The organism is Methanoplanus sp. FWC-SCC4, from assembly GCF_032878975.1.
Taxonomy (GTDB): Archaea; Halobacteriota; Methanomicrobia; order Methanomicrobiales; family Methanomicrobiaceae; genus Methanochimaera; species Methanochimaera problematica.
In genome coordinates this window covers 342704-360216 of the sequence record NZ_CP043875.1, presented here as the reverse complement: position 1 = coordinate 360216, position 17513 = coordinate 342704, and the positions used below count along the sequence as shown (strand labels likewise).

Sequence of the window (17513 nt, the reverse complement as noted above, 5' to 3'; positions counted from 1 at the left end):
TCTGACTTTTATTCTGCTATTAAGCGCATCTGTATCAGCATCAGATATGGAAGCAAACCTCATATTTGAAAAAAATCCGGGTGAACTTATTCGGGACACTGCAATATCAGAGTCCGGTGATTTTATAACTGCAATCACATCGGATACAGTTTACGTATATGACTCATCAGGAAATCTGATAACCGAAAAAAAATCAGGTAATCTCAAATCGCTTGATATTTCATTGGATGGAGAAAAAATTCTTCTTGCCAGTTTTGGTCTTACACTAATTGATCAGAATGCGGATATTTTGTGGAACGATAAATCAAAATATATGGCATTATCCGCCGGGCTGTCCGGTGACCAAAAATATGCATATGCAGGGATGGATGATGAAAAAATATACTCCTATTCAATTGAAAGTGACAAAACCCTGTCTGCCGAAACTGATGAGGATATGATGTCCCTTGAGATATCCGGGGATGGCAACTACATTGCAGGAGGAACTAAAGAGGGGAACATTCTTTTATTTGACAGCGGACTTAACAGGAAGTGGAAATACAAAGCAACATTTAAGCCCGTTACAGGAATATCGGTTACAAACAACGGCAATATGATAGCTGCCTGTTCATCCGACAATACTGTATATCTGCTGTCAAGGGCAGGACGACTTTTATGGTCAAAAAATGTTGACAGTCCAAAAGATATTGCCATCAGCAGTGCGGGAGAAAAAATTACAGTCGCGGTAAATCCCGGTCTTCTTTTCCTCGACAATAAAGGTGAGATTAAAGGCCATATAGAATTAAACAAGCCTGCAACCTCCATTGCCGCAGATAAAAACAGTGAGATTATTGCTGTGTCTGCTGAAAATAAACTTTATTGCTATTCATTAACTGATTCGGATACTAAAAGTGATATTGATACAAATAATGAAAATGACAAAAATGCAGATGATATTACAAAGACTGATTCTAAAAGCAGTGAATCAGGCCATACAAATAATACTAATTTAAAAAATCAGTCAGCACCGGCAGGATTATTTTCATTATTTGGGGCCCTGTTCCTGATTATGATTTTCAGAAAATAAATCAGATGCATATTACCGGTTTAAACCGGTATGGAAATATCCGCAATAATAATTTTTTAGGGATGAAACATGAATTACAAAGAATTTCTTAACTTTTCAATATACAGTTTTGACATTGAAAAATTCAACGGAGACTGGAACTGCCTTTCAGAGTTTTTAAGGGAAAATGATATCGACGGCGTTGAGCTTTTGGTAAATTTTGATCCGCTGCCTGACAACATTCCAGAAAATATCGTTGGCGGTGTTCATCTTCCTTCATTTATGGGATGGTACAGGGTCTGGACTGATAATAAATTCAAAGTCCCGGGGTTTATTGATCAGGATTCTCTCAGATATTTCTACGGCGGGAAAACCAGATCAGAGATTATAAAGAATTTCACAGACTGCATAAAATTTGCAGAGGTGACAAACCCTGCATACGGTGTTTATCATGCCGGATATATGGAGGCGGAAAACACATTTTCCGGAAACCACGGATGCACAGACAGGGATGTTCTGAGAGCAAACGCTGAAATGCTCAATGAAACAGCGGCAGGTTTTCCTTTGGGCGAACCACCATATGACATTTTCATTGAAAATCTCTGGTGGCCCGGACTTACGTTTCTTGATGAGTCACTTACAGCGGAATTCATGGATATGCTTGAATTCAAAAAGTGGAAGTTTATGCTTGACACAGGGCACCTCATGAACGCAACCGGAAAATGCCGTGATGAAAAGAACGCAATACAATGTGTTATGTCGGTGCTTGAAAAACAGGACAAGGAAGTTATCGATAAAATTGCCGGCCTCCACTTTCACCAGAGCACATCAGCCGAATACCAGAAAAACCTCAAAGAGCCTGAGAATTTTCAGAAACTTGATATTAACGAAAAGTTTTCTGCAATAATGGGGCACCTTAAATTTTTTGATGAACACAGGCCTTTTACATCAGAAAAATGCAGGGAGATCGTTGAATTTACAGAGCCGGACTTTATAACACATGAATTTACGAATAAATCTGTTGAGGAAATAGAGAAATGCCTTTCTTTGCAGAAATCCTCCCTTAATATTAAATAAACATATATTCAGATTTCAGGCATTTATTAATATTAAATTTTCAGACTTAAAGGCACAAAAAAGTAATATGAACTCAGAATAACAGAGAATATTATTCTGCAAATAAATTAAGCAGAATCAGGCAACAATCTATGACATTCAGCTTATAATTGTGCCTCAAAACAGTGTGAATGAAGTCATAATGAACCTAAAGACAAAATATACAGGGATTTGAAAAACAATGCATAAAGGATACATCCAGATCAACACAGGCGATGGTAAAGGAAAAACCACAGCAGCACTTGGAACAGCAGTAAGGACACTTGTTTCCGGAAAAACGGTCTTCTTCGGGCAGTTTATTAAAGGAGTTGAAACCGGAGAACTCCGCTTAAGCGAATATTTTCCAAATTTTGAGATAGAGCAGTTTGGAAAAGGCTGTTTCATCTTTGATGAGCCAACAGAAAGTGACATAAAAATCGCGAGGGAGGGACTAAACAGATGCTCAGAGATTCTTTCTTCAGGTGATTATTCCCTTGTTGTTCTTGATGAGATAAATGTCGCAATATACTACGGGCTCTTAAAAACTGATGAAGTAATTAAAGTTCTGAGTGAAAAGGCGGAAAACACCGAAGTCATACTTACAGGAAGATATGCTCCGAAAGAACTTATAGAACTTGCAGACCTCGTAACAGAGATGAAAAAAGTAAAACATTACTTTGACAACGGCGTTAAGGCAAGACGCGGTATTGAATACTAAAAAATATTTTTTACTGACCCTGAGTTTGAATTCAGATAATAAGGGATAAGATTATCCCTCTAAAATATGACAATAGAATCCCTTTTTTTTATACCGGCATTCAAACCGGGCTTCCAGATAAAAGGCTGTAAACCAGTGCAGCCACACACAGCCCGACAAATATGAACGCTGCATAATCAGCATAGATAAATTTGTCATTTAAATCGGGTGTTCTCTTCATTGTACGCAGGCCCCGGAGATCTATCGTAAGCCCAAGGACATTTGCCTTCCCAAGTGCATTTGAAACAAGGGGTATCATAATCGGGGTCAGTGATCTGACCTTTCCCAAAACTCCCGTCCCCGGATTATAGGCTCTTGCAAGCTGAGCCTCCTGAATTCTTTTACCCTCAAGCTGAAGGCTCGGTATGAACCTTATCGCAATCAAAAGCATGAGAGTGTAGTCCACAGGAAGCCTTAATTTCTGAAGTGCATTCACAAGTGCCCTCGGCTGGGTTGAGACAATCAGAACCTGAAATGCAAAGAGCATCACAAAGAACCGGAGTGAGAGGATAAGTGCAAAATTCAAAGCCCCCTCTGTTATGGGAATATGACCTCCGATTACAGGAATGCCTGTTGGTATCAGGTATCCGATTACATCCCCGGACTGCATGGTCAGTATTGTAAGCAGTAAAAGACCTGCACTCAGAAACATAATCATCGGGATCTGGGCAAGCAGTTCACGTGCAAATCTGCCGGCTACGGAGAGGCAGAACAAAAATACAACAACTCCTCCCAAAAACAAAGGATTTGTTGAGATAACTGCCAGGACAATGATGAATCCAAGCAAAATTATCTTGGTCAGTGCATTCATCCGGTGGAATATACCGTCTATCCTTTTATATTGCAGAATTTCAGCCATTAAAAGCACCCTCCGGTGTTTGTATAATCAGCAGAGATCTTTCCGTCAGTCATTTTGATTATTCTCTTTGCATGATTCTTTACAACCTCCATATCATGGGAGACCATAATCACAGTGTGCCCGCTTTCACCAAGCCTCTTTAAAATTTTCATAACCCTTGAAGCCTCCTTTTCATCAAGCCCTGTCGTAGGCTCATCAAGTATGATCACTTCGGGATTCATCGCGGTAACACAGGAGATTGCAAGCCTCTGCCGCTCTCCCCTGCTCATTGAACGGGGGAACTTCCCGGACTGGTGCAGAAGACCTGCCTCATCAAGAACTTCTTTTATATAGTCTGAATCCGGATCCAAATCCTTCCCAATATTTTTCAACCCGAAAAGAATCTCCTTTTCAATTGTATCCTCAAAAAGCATTGTATCAGGATTCTGAAAGACAAGCCCTGCATGCCTTGCAAGCTCTGTTACGGATGCTTTTTGGGTATTAATCCCGCAAACAAGCACCTCACCTTCATCAGGCTTTAATAGTCCGTTTAAGTGCTTTGAAAGAGTTGTCTTCCCTGAACCGTTCTCTCCGATTATTGCAACAAGTTCTCCGGGATATATCTCAAGTGAAACTCCGTCAAGACCTCTCTCATTCCCGTATCTGTGAACCAGATTTTTTATGGATATTACCGGATCTTTGGGAAGGTGCGTTGGTTTTTGGAATACATCCTTCATACACTCTTCCGTTTCAACGGGAATTTCCGGATAATATTTGTCAGGCGTGGTCACAGACTTTACAAATCCTTTATCAAGGGTTATTATCCGGTCTGCAATGCCGGACATCTGCCCGGGCTTTTGTTCGATCACGATTATGGTTTTTCCTTGTGACTTCAGCCTCTCTAAAACGGAAATTATCATCTCTGTTGCATCTTCATCAAGTTCGGCTGTCGCTTCGTCAAGTATCAGACATTCAGTTCCCGATGCGAGAGTTGCGGCAAGGGCGACACGCTGTTTCTGCCCGCCCGAAAGAGTATGGGGGGCACGGTAACGCAGGCCCTCTATGTTTGTAAGCTCCATTATCTCCTCAAGACGCTGCTTAACCTCTTCGGGAGGAAGACCACGGTTTTCAAGCCCTGATAACACCTCTTCCTCAACTGTTGTGAAAATAAGCTGTGCATCAGCGTCATCAAAAACAACACCGACCTTTCTCCCGATATCACCCATATCGGCATATTTGGAGACATTCTTTCCAAAAATTGAAACAGTGCCAAAAGACTCACCCTCATATTCATGATGAAGAATACCCGCAGCTGCAAGACAGAGTGTTGTTTTCCCTGCACCCGTTGTTCCGTTTACGAGAACACATTCGCCTTTTTTTATTTTCAGATTTATTTCATTGAGTGAACCTGTCTTTTCGAGAGGATACCTAAAGGAATAATTATCAAAATCTATTGCACATTTTTCATCAGAATTGTCTGTCTGGTTTTTGGATATTTCACTGACAGAATCACTTCCCGATGCACTTCTCATCAATATTCTTGAAGAAGGAATATAGAGAATCTGTGCAATTACGGAGTTTGCAATGGCAGTCAGAATAATAATCGGGGATATTGCTATTACAAAGGCACCGACTGTAAACGATTCACCGGGCTGTCCGATGATTCCCGACACTATTACAAATATGCTGATTGCAAGGAAGGTAAAACCGCTTGCAAGCGTTGCAACAAAGGTGGATATTCCCGGAGCAAACGGAACTCTTTTTCTTGCAGCCAGATATACTCCGAGACATACCAAAGCACCCAGGGGTTCGGATATCAGATTTGCCGGCGGGAAGATTGAGTGACTAATAAGTGCAGAAACTACTCCGGCAACAATTCCTATTCCAAGAGCGTCCCTGATTTTCGGGACAATCAGAATAATTGCCAGACAGTAAAGAGCAATTATCGGATTTGCTACGATGGCTCCGGGAACTATATTTGAAAGATATCTAAGGATGGCACCTATCGCAAGCAAAATTCCGACAATTGCGATATCCCTTGATTTCATCGCTCAAAATCACCTCCTCTAAAAAGAGAGGCAAAAGGCCGGACAGGGAAATCCGCTGATCCTAAACCAGAAAATTCCGTGTTTGGGAATGTAAGATTTAAAAATAATCTGGTGTATGAACTAATATTACTAATCATCAATGTATATTTTTGTGCACTCATGTATATAATATAAACTAATATACAGATCAGCAGCCGATAGAAAAAAATTACAGGACCATTATGTCTCTTTTTTAAAATTTAAATTAATACAGACAGAAAAAAAAAGATTGAGATTTAATTCACAATTAAAATCGGAGCATCGATTTCCTTTGCAATATCACCGTAAAGTGTTCCGACCTTAATATTTGATTTCTTGCCAAATGCTCCCATAACGACAAGGTTGTAGCCATCGGAATTAAACTCCTTTACAATCTCTTCCACTCTTTTGCCGGTGACAACCTTTGATGAACACTTCACCCCTGCCTTGTTAAGCTGAAGCATAAGATCTGCAATGTCATCATTGATGTTCTTCCTTAAATCACGCAGAATTTTGGCTTCATGTTCACCTATCATATCACACATGTCACTTTGCATGCAGAGATAAAAAGCGGCAGCCTTAATCTCGGAGCTGTCAAGAACCGCAAAAAGCACAACTTCTGCCTCATCGTTCTTCTTTGCAAGCATAAGTGCATGCATAGCCGCTTTCTGACTCCACTTTGAACCGTCCAAAAGGACCATCATCTTCATTTTATCACACCTCCCCTAAAATATCAGATACAGTATTCCAAGACCTACTGCCACAGTCACAAACAGAATAAGAAGGCCGACCTTTAAGAAATCAACAAATGTGATTTTTATACCTTCTCTATCCCCTATTCCAAGCACCACAACATTTGCAGATGCCGCTATGGCAGTCCCGTTTCCTCCAAGACAGGCACCAAGAGAAAGGGCCCACCAGAGAGGATAGATGTCAATAGTTGTTGAGGTTGCTCCTATATCGTGAATAAGCGGAATTAATGCCGCAGTCAGCGGGATATTATCAACAATTGCAGAAGCAATGGCCGAAAACCATGCTATCACAAACATCGCCTCGCCGGTGGTGTTGACATTCGCAATGACAAACTGTGCAATATCTGCTATAACACCTGTGTTTACAAGACCACCCACCAGTACGAAAAGACCTCCGAAGAAGAAAAGAGCAGGCCACTCAATCTTTTCAAAGATCATCTCCGGAGCAGTTCTTGACCAGAACAATATCAATGCAGCACCGATAAGTGCCACTTCCGCCGGTTCAAGCGTCATTGACGGATCAACAAACGGAATGATGTAGTGCAGATATTCTCCGATGTTGCTGTGAACGAAGAAGAGACATATCACTATCAGAAGTGTTATTATTGATTTCTTAAACAGCCTTATATCCTGAATTGCCGCACGCTCGTCAAGGGAATCAATTGTCTTCTTTATGGCCGCCCTTTCATTCTCATCAACATGCATCTGCTTCCTGTACATAAACACGAATATGATCAGAACAAGAACCAGATCAACGAGTGCAATCGGCCCCATGGTGAACAGGAATTCGTTGAAAGTAAGTTTTGCCGATGATGCAATCATGATGTTTGGCGGATCACCAATCAGGGTTGCCATTCCACCGACATTTGAAGCCATAATCTCTGCCAGCAGGAATGGAACAGGATTTAAGTCCATCACCTTGGCTATGTAGAGCAACATTGGTGTCAGGAGAAGAACGGTCGTGACATTGTCAAGGAACGCACTTGTAACTGCCGTTACAATTGAGAACAAAATCAAAACCATGAAAGGACTGCCGTGTGCGGCTTTTGCCGTTCTTATCGCAAGGTACTCAAAAAGGCCACTGTTGCCGGCGACATTGACAATAATCATCATTCCCATCAGCAGGAATATAGTACCAAAGTCAATGTGCTCTAAAATACTATCCCACGGGACGATTCCTACAAACACAAGGAGGGCTGCACCCGCCATTGCAGCTACTGCACGATGAATCCTCTCATCAATAATCAGCGCATAAGTCAAAAGAAAAATGACTATGGCTACAAGAGTTTCTATTGGTATCATTGAAATCTTACCTTTGCTTTATCCATTAATACAAAACCGTCAGAGTACTCATCTGCTGCACAAGTCTCTGCGCAACAGGGCTTATTTCATTATCGTCCCCTCTGCCTCCGCCATATGACTTGGAAATAGCCACCATGTCATACTTTTCCGAGAGATTTTCTATATCATCCCATTTATGCCCGGAAAATAATTTGGTCTTAGAACGGACCTCATTCATCTCAAGTTCACTGCTGACTTTTTCAAGCAGTCTGTGTCCGTAATCCTCTTTTTTCCGGATGTATTCTCCACCTGCATCCTCTCCGAGAATCTCACTGACAATAGAAACGACGTCTTTGTCGGTTATGTAGACAAGCGTAACCTCGGCATCGTAGAGTCTGAAAAGTTTATACAGGTCTTCTGAAATTCCGCTGACAAATATATCCAGAGGCATCAGAACGGTCTTTACTTCCTTTACCACATCCTCCTCTGTGAGGAGGAATTCCCTGTACTCTTTGAGTACATCTTCGTAGCGGCTTCCCACTACATCCTTGAATTTTCTGTTGATTAGTGAAGAATAGTATCCCATCTTAATCGTCCGGATTTTATGAATAGTACCCTATTTGACCCCCTGATTCTTAACCTTTCGCCAACCACACAGGTTTTATCTGACAAAAAACCTAATTTTGGGGGATATTTCCACAATATTAATACAGGGAACGGCAAAAGAGAGCAAAAAATATTATTAACTACTGATACTTCTGCAGGATTGAGATTTTTGCATCAATTTGCTTTTTCAGCAGTTCAATGTCACTTTTTACAAGAGGGATCATGGCAGCATTCTCCGGGGAGAGTAATTCAGGGTCAATTTCTCCCGCCATTACCAAAAGATATAGTGATTCATCACGAAGTGAATTAAGAAGGGTTATTGAATCCTTAAGAGCAGCCCTGTATTCGGGGTAGTCTAAAACAGAGAGAGTTTTTATTGTCTTATCTGCATCGTCAAGACTCATGTACAATTCAAGAAGACCGGTTTTTAACTGAATTGATCTGATTCTGTTTTTGTAATTTATATCAGGCATACACGATGATGCTCCGGAATCGGTCATCAAATAGAGAGCTTCAGAATATTGTGTCAGGGATGCTTCAGACTGGGCCCTTAACAATTCATCGGGCTCTTCAAAGTCCATAACCTTCAAACGGCCGTTGGCTGTATTTTCAAGGGAGTTGATATCCGAGAGAACACTAATACATGCATCTCCCTCCGAAGTGCACCCCGATACAAGAATAAATGAAATTATGACAAGAACCAGGGTCAGTTTAGATATACCGGAATTAGAGAACATTGAATTTATCTACTCCGTACATTGTTCTTGAGAAATAGCCAGTGATACGTGATTCTGTCTTCCAGGTACCGTCAGGGAAATATACTGTTGTCTGTTCCCCACCAAAATACTGCTCTCCGGGATGATATCTGTTAATCAGATATTCAGAGTTTCCATATATGTAATAATTAAAGTCACCTTTTTTTGGAATACTCCAGTCAAGATTCATCCAGTACTTCTTCCTGCCTTCAGTGTTTTCAACGCTGTAATAGACTTTTTCACAGCCATACCTCGAATAGACATATTTGCAGGCTTCTTTTAATTCAGTCTCATCATTTCCTGCAAAAAGTTCAGGATATAAATGAACAGATGAATCCCTGTCTCCCTGAACAGAAACAATCCTGATCTCCCCGCCCAGAGAGAGAATAAGTGATGAGAGGTAAACAGAATAATCATCACTTTCCCCTCTCATCCCGGATTTTACAGACTGCGTTGCCGAGGATACATATTCGGGGCCCTGTGGATCATTTAGATAAGTCCAGTCAGAATTTACATAATCCCACAGATCACATGCGGCTTTGATACTGTAATTTTTAGAAATAGTAATTAACTGAGCATGATTTTTTATCGAAGGATTCTGATAATCAAGAGCATCTGAGATGACATCAGCCATCCGGGCTTCATTTGCAATAGTTCCAGGAAAGACCGGATCCTGATATCCGGCGGTTTGTGCACCTGCAGATAAGGGCATGAATATTACATACAATCCGGCTGCAATAAACAGCAAAATCAGAGGATACCTTATTTTTTCAAAACCCTTATTCATTCTGTTCAAAACTCTGATTTTTTTAAAATATATATGTTGTTACATGAATCAGAGGGCTTTCATAACCCGATTCCAGCAAATCTCTGATCATTCCATGAGCCGTCTGAGTAATACACACTAAAAGCACCACCAGCATTATTGGAGCCATCACCCGGATAACTTCCAAACCAGTCGAGCGGCAGCCAGTACGTCTTATCACCGTTATCTTCGTAATCGTAATTGTATTCTATATCCCTCAAAACGGATGCACGGGTACTATCCTTTCGGTAACTGCCATAACGCAGTTTAAGATACATCGCCTGAAATTCAATCTCGTTGGTATACGGGGCCAAAAGAAGATATTCTATTAATTTAGGATTTTCATAGCAGATATCACTGTATTTCACAGGATCATTGAGAATCATGGAAAAGGGCTCAACATACTGCCAGCAGCTCTCCCCGGTACAGATCTCACCGGATTTGTATTTAAAAACATTAAGTCCCATAGGATCATTCGCGAAGGCAAAGGAATATGAGGACTTTAGTTCTGAGAGTGCTGAAGAATTTATTATTTTTTTATCCAGGTCTGCACTGCTTCCAAGAGATATTTCGGCATATACATGACAACTTCCGTCATCACGGGGCACTGTTTTTATTCTTGCCTGACCACCCACAGCCTTGATCATTGATGCCATAAATACCGCAAAATCATTTGAATCACCACCAAGACCAAGATGTACAGTCCGGCTTGCAGGTGAAACATCCATAATGCTGCCCTTGTCCGCTTTATAGGTCCAGTCTTCTTTTACCCCATCCCATATGTCAGAGACCTGCCGTATTGAATATTCTCCACCGTGTTCTTTTGGGATCAGCCTTGCGGCAAAATCCCTGACATCAGGCTCATAGTAATCCATGGCCTTTGAGATACGGCTCGCAATAATCCATTTTTGATCTTCTTTTGTCAGAAAATCCTTTTGAAGAGAGATATTTTCAGAAACTATTACCGCAGGGGAATCCGTCACGTCAACCGATGTATTGACCTTCAATTCATCTCCTGCAGGTGGATTGTTCATTAAAACAGCGATTATGACAACCACAATAACAGCAGCAACAAGAGACAGTATATCCAGAAAGCGTGAATTCATCCTCAACCAACAGTAAAATCCGTTACCAATTTTTGAACTTTTCTATTTATAAATTGATTTGATATGTAAATCACTCCGCATTCCGCCACTTAAATAATACCGAAGTTTCCTGTAAATCCCTAAAATTCCGGCAGGCATATCGGATGTTATGCAAGAATACTGATTTGATTAATCTCTGAAACAGAAATCCGTTCAATCTGTAAATTTGTAAATATTCTGATTTTCACGGCATTTCGGGCACAGTGTTTTCCTTTTCCTGTCAAGCTCGTCAAGTGTCTGGGGATAAAACATGATACATTCGGGATTATTACAGTGATCAAGCCCCATACAGTGGCATAATTCATGCGAACCCTCTTTAACAAGTCTGTCAATTAGATCCTCATCCCTGTCAGGCCGTCCGTACCAGCTGTTTTGAAGCCTTGCAGATGATACGATTGATACATTCACACCCGGCCTTGCAAGTCCGAATACAAAATCCCGTCCTCTTATGTAAAGATCTTTTCCGGTTACAATCAGAATAGAATCCCTGCAACCCATTTTCCGGGTATAAAAATCCTGCATGTCACCAAGAATTTTGCTGGCATCGTTTTGATTTCGCAAACGATCATAGCCCCTTAGCATTATAGGATTTTCCTGCACCTGAACAGACATATCCAAAACGTCCGAGATGACTCGTGCAACAGGCTGCTGCAACCCTTCAGGTACGTCATTATCCCAAAAAATAAGAATACTCATTTTAGAATTAATTAGGCTATGGACTACTATAAGAGTATTGAAGAGGCAATTTACACTTACATCTCCGCCAATTACAAAAACAGGAAAATAATTGAGGTGGGAATTGGCAAAAATCCCGACATATTCTTTAGTCTCCAAAAAAATGGTTTTGATGTATCAGCAGTTGACATTAAAACAAACCTTCCTGATTACGGCGAAAATTTTCATCAGGATGATGTTTTCGAACCCGATATTTCGCTCTACAATGGATGCAATCTCATATACTCAGTAAGACCCGGCATTGAGATGATCCCGTCCCTTGTAAATATTGCAAAAGAGGCAGGGAGTGAACTTATTGTCTATCACCTGGGGAATGAAATCTACCAAAACGGCGGAGAAAAAATAGAATGCGGTGTTATTCTTAACAGGTACTACAAACCCTGAATTTTAAAATATTAAAATGAAAAGAGTGTGGACTGGGTTTCCGCCTGTTTTTTTCCGTTTTCATTTTCTTCATCAGAAGATATCGTGTCTTTCTTTTCATCTTTTGTTTTTTCAGATATTTCAGGCTGAGCGGGCGGTTTTTCTTTAACAGTCTCGACTAATTTTTTGGTTTTCTTTGAAGAGAGAGATTTTTCCTTCTTTTTCTCTGCTTTTTCTCTCTCGCGGATCTCTTTTTTTATTTCCTTGATTATTTCAGCAGACCGCGTGTTGTCATGAAGAAAAAAATTGAGCTCATCTTTGTCAAGTTCGAAATCTTTGGCAAATTTCATGGGATTTAAATCCACAAGCACCGAGACGGAGGTTAAAAGTTCATCGCGAAGTGTATCTTCAGGCACATGGTAGCCTTCCGAGAGTTTGTTCAGTACTCTTATACGAAGATTTTTCTGTTTTTTTCCGCCTGCCATCTTCCTCCATCTTGAAGGAGGCATGATTCTCTCAAAAACCCCGCATCCGCCGGCAGCATCTGCGCACCCGATGAGCATAAGTGACGATGCATACTTCCAGAGAGTGTAATACTGCCTGCGATAGGTATTCCCTACATAAGTGTCAGCAACTGAAAGATTTTTGTAAGCCAGATACTGACTTTCAATGCCTTTCATCTGAAAGATGCTTTCTTCCACCCACTGCTCGGTCGTATCAGGAGTGTCGGAAATATTTGAAGAGAGCTCCATTAAACGACGGTCACTCTGCCCTTTTAGAACAGCCCCCACAAGCTCAAAAATAGTAGACCTCTCGTCCTTCTCTGCTGTTGCAATCATGTCTTCAGAGAGCGTATCCTTACCGGCCGAAGCTGCGAAAAGCATGTTTACAGCAGCCCTCATATCACCAGAAGAGCTCTCTGAAATATCCCTTATCGAGTCATCACTGCATGATATCTTTTCAGCGGAACAGATGTAACGAAGACGCGGAGCAATGCTTCTTGCCTGTATCGCCTTAAATTGAACCGGTTCACAGGCACCCTTGAGCTCCTTTGCAATGCCGTACAGATCGTTTGCTATTAGTATAATCGGCTGCATTGAAATTTTTATGATGTCCAGTATTGCACGCGCACCGCCGCGGTCAGCACTGCCGTGAAGATTGTCTGCTTCATCAAAAAGCAGAAGTTTTCTTGAAGCACCTGTAAGACTCATTGTTGTCGCGGTTGAGCCTGCAATCCTCTCAATTATTCCCTTTGTTCTCTGGTCACTTGCATTAAGCTCAACTATTTCCCACCCCATATCTCTTGCAAGTGCATATGCAGCAGAGGTCTTTCCAATACCCGGCTTTCCATATAGTAAAAGGGGCTCCTGCCCTCTCTGCCAGTTCTTAGCCCATTCAACCATCTGACGCACGGCTTCTTTGTTGCCGACAATATCCGAAACCGATTGCGGTCTGTATTTTTCCACCCAGTCCTGCATAACCGTATTAATAATTATCACCGTGAAGGCTATTTAATGAATGCTCGGGATGAAAAACAGGGATCACTCCCGCCTCTTAAAAAATAAAATTCAGATATACTAAAAGTTAAGACCCCTATCAAAAGTCGATCAAAACAAGATAATATAATTTATTGTATCCAAAACTACAAACAACTTAATTAGTTGGTGTTTAGTGTGGAGGAAACATGTTCCACAGAAGCGATTGCGAAAGCAGTCAGGGAATACGCAGGCGTTACAAGAAAGCACGCAATAGGAGAGATAATCCACTGTCTGAGAATTGAATCAGACGATGTGGTCGTATCCTTTGGTGAGGACGCTGCATTAATAAAAAATAATGACGACGGACTACTTCTGGCGGCAGATGGAATATGGAGCATGTTAATGGAAGCGGATCCCTATTGGGCGGGATTTTGCGCAGTACTCGTAAATGTTCATGATATCGCTGCAATGGGAGGAAAACCACTTGCAATGGTTGACATACTCTCAATCCAGAACGAAAAAATATGCCATGAGGTTTTAAGAGGCATGGCAGATGCTTCAAAAAAATTCGGTGTCCCGATAGTCGGCGGCCATCTGCATCCCGACTCGGATTTTTCGGCAATTGATGTTGCTATAATGGGCATTGTAAAAATGGAAGATGCAATATTCTCCCATACGGCAGGACCCGATGACCATATTATTGCAGCGATCGATCTCAATGGCAGAATTCACCCTTCATGTGCTCTTAACTGGGATTCGGCCACAATAAGAAGTCAGGATGAAGTCCGCGGGCAGATAAGGGTCATGCAAAGGCTCGGGGAGATGCATCTTTTAACAGCAGGAAAGGATATCAGCAACCCCGGAGTTATCGGAACTCTTGGAATGCTTCTTGAAACAAGCAACGCGGGTGCTGTAATAGATCTCGGCAAAATCCCAAGGCCTGATCTTTTAAGCCTGGGAATACCGTTTTCACAGTGGGTCAGGATATATCCGGGAATGGGATTTATCGTAACCGCAAAGGAAGAAAATGTTTCAAAAGTCATTGAGATGTTTGAAGAAGTCGGAATTACCGCCTCGGATATTGGATACATAAACGACAGCAGAAATCTGACTATTACATACAACCGGAAAGAAAGTTCTGTTTTTGATCTGGAAAAAGAAGGCATAATGCGCCTTTTCGATTAATTTTTTTTAGGGTGACGAATTTGATTGTCGGCATCGGTGTTGGCGAAAATAATGAAAAAATACTTAATTCTATAAATTCTGTCAGGGATAAAGTCAGGATTAGAATATTCACGAGTCTTGACCTTGAGTTTAACGGTACAAATCCTGAAATCCACAAATGTGAAAACCCTGAAGAAGCACTAATAGACGCACTCTATGACAAGAGTATAGATGCCGCTGTGAGAGGGACACTTCCGGCAAACAAAATGATGAAAAACCTGAAAAGACATGCAGGTGTAAGCAGTCTTGAAAGGGCTGCCATTATTGAGACCTCAGACGGGACAAGATTTCTTCTGGCACCTGTCGGAGTTGACGAGGGGTGGACTGTAGATGAAAAGATATCTTTCATAAATGCCTCGCGGCCTGTTGCAAAAAAGTTCGGTATAAACGACAGGGTGGCAGTACTTTCAGGCGGCAGGACAGGGGATCTCGGCCGGCATAAAATTGTTGACAAAACCATAACGGATGCAATAGAAATCGCAGAGAAAACAGGTGCTGATCACTGTGAAATTTTAATAGAAGATGCAGTGCGGCAACATGGAATAATCATTGCCCCCGATGGCATCTCAGGCAACCTGATCTTCAGGACCCTTGCACTCCTTGGAGACGGAAATGCACATGGTGCACCAGTGCTAAATATCGACAGAATTTTCGTGGATACATCGCGCGCCAACAAGGATTATTCCAATGCCATTTTAATCGCCGAATCGCTGGCAAAAAAATAATGTCGCCAATTTAGAGAGATTTTTGAAAAAAAACTTCAATTAATATATAATTTTACCAAATACCCCGTTATAGACACGATGAGTAAATAAATGAATATAATCATTCCATAAACGTATTCAAACCTTTAAAAGTCCTGTTTTCCCAAAAAGTATTTATATTCACCGATATACTTTCATTTGAGGTGGAATTAATATGGCAAATGATCTACCAATTGCAGCAGTAGTAAGAATTGCAAAGAAGAACGGTGCAGAGAGAGTCGGAAGCGACGCAGCACAGGCAATAGTTGAGGCATCTGAAGCATACATTGCAAACCTTACAAAAGAGGCAAGCAAGTACGCACAGCACGCAGGACGTAAGACAATCAAAAAGGAAGATGTTGACATGGCGGTAAACGCCTGAACATTTCTTTTTTCAAAAAAAATCATAGCTTAAAATTAAAAATCAGATAACAAAAATAAATTCCGTACACAGAAATCTCTTTTAAAAAATATCAGATAACAAACAAACGATAACAAAAACAGCCTGAAAAGAAGTTATTGTATTGATATGTTAACCTGGCCTATAATGTTCCCTTGGTGCTTGGGATGCCTTTCTTTGGATCGACCCTTGTTGCCATACCAAGAGCAATACCAAAAACCTTGAACAGCGCCTCACAAATGTGGTGATCATTTCTTCCTGTAAATGAAAGGTTTGCAGTAATTTTTGCATTTGAGCATATGCTGTAGAAGAAATGCTCATAGAGATCACCGGGGATATCTCCGGGGCTTCCAAAAAATCTTCCGTCCATCACTAAATACGAGCGGCCTCCGAGATCAAGTGTTGCATATGCTATTGATTCATCCATCGGAACAGCCATGTGTGAAAACCTGACAATACCGCGGCCTTCCCCGATGGCCTCTTTTAGTGCCTGCCCAAAGACAATTCCTATATCCTCAACTGTGTGGTGGCAGTCTATATCCAAATCGCCGTCAGCCTCAACAGTCAGGTCAAAGCCCCCGTGCCTGCCCATGGCACTTAGCATATGATCCAGGAAGGGAATTTTTGTATCCGCACACACTTCACCCTGTCCGTCAAGATTGATCAGAACACGGACCTTAGTCTCCTTTGTTTCCCGGAAGACCTCTGCACACCTCATCTGCAAACCTCCAAAGCCTCTTTAAGCGAAATTTTACCACTGTAAAGTGCTGATCCCATAACTATTCCATCAACACCCATCTTCTTTAGTGTTACGACATCTGAGGGCAGGGATATGCCTCCTGCAATGATTACCGGAAGATACGTGCTTTCCAGAAGTCTTCTGACAGGATCTGCAGCAATCCCTTCCTGAAGCCCCTCCACATCAACATTGGTGAAAAGAAGAGCTCCTGCCCCGAGTTCCTCAAACCTTTTTGCCCATCCGATATAATCTCCGGCAGGCTCCTCCCATCCGCTTACAACAACCTGACCGTCTCTGGCATCGACTCCTGCAACAACACGGTCACTTCCATATTCAGCCGAAAGCTCCCTTATGCATTCAGGCTCCTTTATTGCAAGTGTTCCGATGATTACCCTGTCAACACCGGCATTAAGCCATCCTGCAGCGTCAGAAAGGCTTCTGATACCTCCTCCAAGCTGAACGAAGGCTCCGGTCTCATCGATTACAGACTTTATCTGCTCTGCATTTTTACCGGAGTCACCAAATGCACCGTCAAGATTTACAATATGCAGTGAGTCTGCTCCTTCATCAGTCCACCTCCGGGCACACTCAAGAGGACTGCCGTATGCGGTAGAATTCTCTCTTTTACCCTGAACCAGCTGGACACACTTTCCGCCGAGAATGTCAACCGCAGGAAAAACCCTCAT

The 17513-nt window shown here is 41.7% G+C and carries 19 protein-coding genes; 7 read left to right on the top strand and 12 right to left on the bottom strand.

What is annotated here, in order from left to right; all coding sequences use genetic code 11:
* The first annotated feature begins 46 nt into the window (after positions 1–46).
* The 3 genes from F1737_RS01715 to cobO all read left to right on the top strand — a co-directional run bounded on the left by F1737_RS01715 (position 47) and on the right by cobO (position 2858).
* The gene (locus tag F1737_RS01715; protein WP_317137057.1) at positions 47–1066 is read left to right on the top strand and encodes a WD40 repeat domain-containing protein; all 1020 of its coding nucleotides are present in this window, start codon (positions 47–49) and stop codon (positions 1064–1066) included.
* 69 nt (positions 1067–1135) lie between these two features.
* Positions 1136–2122 carry an apurinic/apyrimidinic endonuclease family protein gene (locus tag F1737_RS01710; protein ID WP_317137056.1) on the top strand — a complete coding sequence of 329 codons (987 nt, stop codon included), beginning with the start codon at positions 1136–1138 and terminating at the stop codon, positions 2120–2122.
* A 220-nt stretch (positions 2123–2342) separates the two neighbouring features.
* Entirely contained in the window at positions 2343–2858 is a 516-nt protein-coding gene (gene cobO / locus F1737_RS01705; protein WP_317137055.1) for a cob(I)yrinic acid a,c-diamide adenosyltransferase, read from the top strand.
* Positions 2859–2958: 100 nt separating this feature from the next.
* On the opposite strand, the gene F1737_RS01700 is transcribed toward cobO, so the two are convergent.
* The 9 genes from F1737_RS01700 to F1737_RS01660 form a co-directional block, all read right to left on the bottom strand.
* Complete coding sequence (locus F1737_RS01700; protein WP_317137054.1) at positions 2959–3756, bottom strand: energy-coupling factor transporter transmembrane component T family protein; 798 nt, start codon at positions 3754–3756, stop codon at positions 2959–2961.
* A complete protein-coding gene (locus F1737_RS01695) occupies positions 3756–5783 on the bottom strand; it encodes an energy-coupling factor transporter ATPase (protein WP_317137053.1) in 2028 nt (675 codons plus the stop codon). Before F1737_RS01695 ends, F1737_RS01700 begins: the two co-directional genes overlap by 1 nt.
* Before the next feature lie 275 nt (positions 5784–6058).
* Complete coding sequence (locus F1737_RS01690) at positions 6059–6511, bottom strand: universal stress protein (RefSeq protein ID WP_317137052.1); 453 nt, start codon at positions 6509–6511, stop codon at positions 6059–6061.
* A 15-nt stretch (positions 6512–6526) separates the two neighbouring features.
* A complete protein-coding gene (locus F1737_RS01685; protein ID WP_317137051.1) occupies positions 6527–7855 on the bottom strand; it encodes an ArsB/NhaD family transporter in 1329 nt (442 codons plus the stop codon).
* 25 nt (positions 7856–7880) lie between these two features.
* Entirely contained in the window at positions 7881–8420 is a 540-nt protein-coding gene (locus F1737_RS01680) for an adenine nucleotide alpha hydrolase family protein (RefSeq protein WP_317137050.1), read from the bottom strand.
* Positions 8421–8580: 160 nt separating this feature from the next.
* Positions 8581–9177: a hypothetical protein gene (locus tag F1737_RS01675; protein ID WP_317137049.1), complete on the bottom strand. Its 597-nt coding sequence runs from the start codon at positions 9175–9177 to the stop codon at positions 8581–8583.
* Positions 9167–9982: a hypothetical protein gene (locus F1737_RS01670; protein WP_317137048.1), complete on the bottom strand. Its 816-nt coding sequence runs from the start codon at positions 9980–9982 to the stop codon at positions 9167–9169. Before F1737_RS01670 ends, F1737_RS01675 begins: the two co-directional genes overlap by 11 nt.
* A 59-nt stretch (positions 9983–10041) precedes the next feature.
* A complete protein-coding gene (locus tag F1737_RS01665; protein WP_317137047.1) occupies positions 10042–11106 on the bottom strand; it encodes a hypothetical protein in 1065 nt (354 codons plus the stop codon).
* A 192-nt stretch (positions 11107–11298) separates the two neighbouring features.
* Positions 11299–11841: an archaemetzincin family Zn-dependent metalloprotease gene (locus F1737_RS01660; protein ID WP_317137046.1), complete on the bottom strand. Its 543-nt coding sequence runs from the start codon at positions 11839–11841 to the stop codon at positions 11299–11301.
* Between the two features lie 18 nt (positions 11842–11859).
* Between F1737_RS01660 and F1737_RS01655 the strand changes: the two genes are divergently transcribed.
* Positions 11860–12264 (top strand): UPF0146 family protein, encoded by a 405-nt coding sequence (locus tag F1737_RS01655; RefSeq protein WP_317137045.1) that lies wholly within the window; start codon positions 11860–11862, stop codon positions 12262–12264.
* A gap of 11 nt (positions 12265–12275) precedes the next feature.
* On the opposite strand, the gene F1737_RS01650 is transcribed toward F1737_RS01655, so the two are convergent.
* Positions 12276–13721 carry a replication factor C large subunit gene (locus F1737_RS01650; RefSeq protein WP_317137044.1) on the bottom strand — a complete coding sequence of 482 codons (1446 nt, stop codon included), beginning with the start codon at positions 13719–13721 and terminating at the stop codon, positions 12276–12278.
* A 195-nt stretch (positions 13722–13916) separates the two neighbouring features.
* Here F1737_RS01650 and F1737_RS01645 point away from each other — a divergent pair, with 195 nt between their 5' ends.
* From F1737_RS01645 to F1737_RS01635, 3 genes are all read left to right on the top strand, one after another.
* Positions 13917–14906 (top strand): methanogenesis marker 2 protein, encoded by a 990-nt coding sequence (locus F1737_RS01645; protein WP_317137043.1) that lies wholly within the window; start codon positions 13917–13919, stop codon positions 14904–14906.
* Between the two features lie 11 nt (positions 14907–14917).
* On the top strand, positions 14918–15670 hold the full coding sequence (gene mtxX / locus F1737_RS01640; RefSeq protein ID WP_317137042.1) for a methanogenesis marker protein Mmp4/MtxX: 753 nt from the start codon (positions 14918–14920) through the stop codon (positions 15668–15670).
* Positions 15671–15863: 193 nt separating this feature from the next.
* Positions 15864–16070: a histone family protein gene (locus tag F1737_RS01635; RefSeq protein ID WP_317137041.1), complete on the top strand. Its 207-nt coding sequence runs from the start codon at positions 15864–15866 to the stop codon at positions 16068–16070.
* Positions 16071–16230: 160 nt separating this feature from the next.
* On the opposite strand, the gene hisB is transcribed toward F1737_RS01635, so the two are convergent.
* Positions 16231–16806 (bottom strand): imidazoleglycerol-phosphate dehydratase HisB, encoded by a 576-nt coding sequence (gene hisB / locus F1737_RS01630; protein WP_317137040.1) that lies wholly within the window; start codon positions 16804–16806, stop codon positions 16231–16233.
* Entirely contained in the window at positions 16803–17513 is a 711-nt protein-coding gene (gene hisA, locus F1737_RS01625) for a 1-(5-phosphoribosyl)-5-[(5-phosphoribosylamino)methylideneamino]imidazole-4-carboxamide isomerase (RefSeq protein ID WP_317137039.1), read from the bottom strand. The genes hisB and hisA overlap by 4 nt, the downstream gene beginning before the upstream one ends.

Excerpts from the sequence above, each read along its gene's own strand:
- F1737_RS01635 (WP_317137041.1), top strand. The coding sequence starts at position 15,864 with ATGGCAAATGATCTACCAATTGCAGCAGTAGTAAGAATTGCAAAGAAG.
- F1737_RS01670 (WP_317137048.1), bottom strand. The coding sequence starts at position 9,982 with ATGAATAAGGGTTTTGAAAAAATAAGGTATCCTCTGATTTTGCTGTTT.
- F1737_RS01655 (WP_317137045.1), top strand. The coding sequence starts at position 11,860 with ATGGACTACTATAAGAGTATTGAAGAGGCAATTTACACTTACATCTCC.
- F1737_RS01710 (WP_317137056.1), top strand. The coding sequence starts at position 1,136 with ATGAATTACAAAGAATTTCTTAACTTTTCAATATACAGTTTTGACATT.
- F1737_RS01685 (WP_317137051.1), bottom strand. The coding sequence starts at position 7,855 with ATGATACCAATAGAAACTCTTGTAGCCATAGTCATTTTTCTTTTGACT.
- F1737_RS01715 (WP_317137057.1), top strand. The coding sequence starts at position 47 with ATGGAAGCAAACCTCATATTTGAAAAAAATCCGGGTGAACTTATTCGG.
- hisA (WP_317137039.1), bottom strand. The coding sequence starts at position 17,513 with ATGAGGGTTTTTCCTGCGGTTGACATTCTCGGCGGAAAGTGTGTCCAG.
- F1737_RS01695 (WP_317137053.1), bottom strand. The coding sequence starts at position 5,783 with ATGAAATCAAGGGATATCGCAATTGTCGGAATTTTGCTTGCGATAGGT.
- F1737_RS01650 (WP_317137044.1), bottom strand. The coding sequence starts at position 13,721 with ATGCAGGACTGGGTGGAAAAATACAGACCGCAATCGGTTTCGGATATT.
- F1737_RS01690 (WP_317137052.1), bottom strand. The coding sequence starts at position 6,511 with ATGAAGATGATGGTCCTTTTGGACGGTTCAAAGTGGAGTCAGAAAGCG.
- F1737_RS01665 (WP_317137047.1), bottom strand. The coding sequence starts at position 11,106 with ATGAATTCACGCTTTCTGGATATACTGTCTCTTGTTGCTGCTGTTATT.
- cobO (WP_317137055.1), top strand. The coding sequence starts at position 2,343 with ATGCATAAAGGATACATCCAGATCAACACAGGCGATGGTAAAGGAAAA.
- hisB (WP_317137040.1), bottom strand. The coding sequence starts at position 16,806 with ATGAGGTGTGCAGAGGTCTTCCGGGAAACAAAGGAGACTAAGGTCCGT.
- F1737_RS01660 (WP_317137046.1), bottom strand. The coding sequence starts at position 11,841 with ATGAGTATTCTTATTTTTTGGGATAATGACGTACCTGAAGGGTTGCAG.
- F1737_RS01700 (WP_317137054.1), bottom strand. The coding sequence starts at position 3,756 with ATGGCTGAAATTCTGCAATATAAAAGGATAGACGGTATATTCCACCGG.
- F1737_RS01675 (WP_317137049.1), bottom strand. The coding sequence starts at position 9,177 with ATGTTCTCTAATTCCGGTATATCTAAACTGACCCTGGTTCTTGTCATA.
- F1737_RS01680 (WP_317137050.1), bottom strand. The coding sequence starts at position 8,420 with ATGGGATACTATTCTTCACTAATCAACAGAAAATTCAAGGATGTAGTG.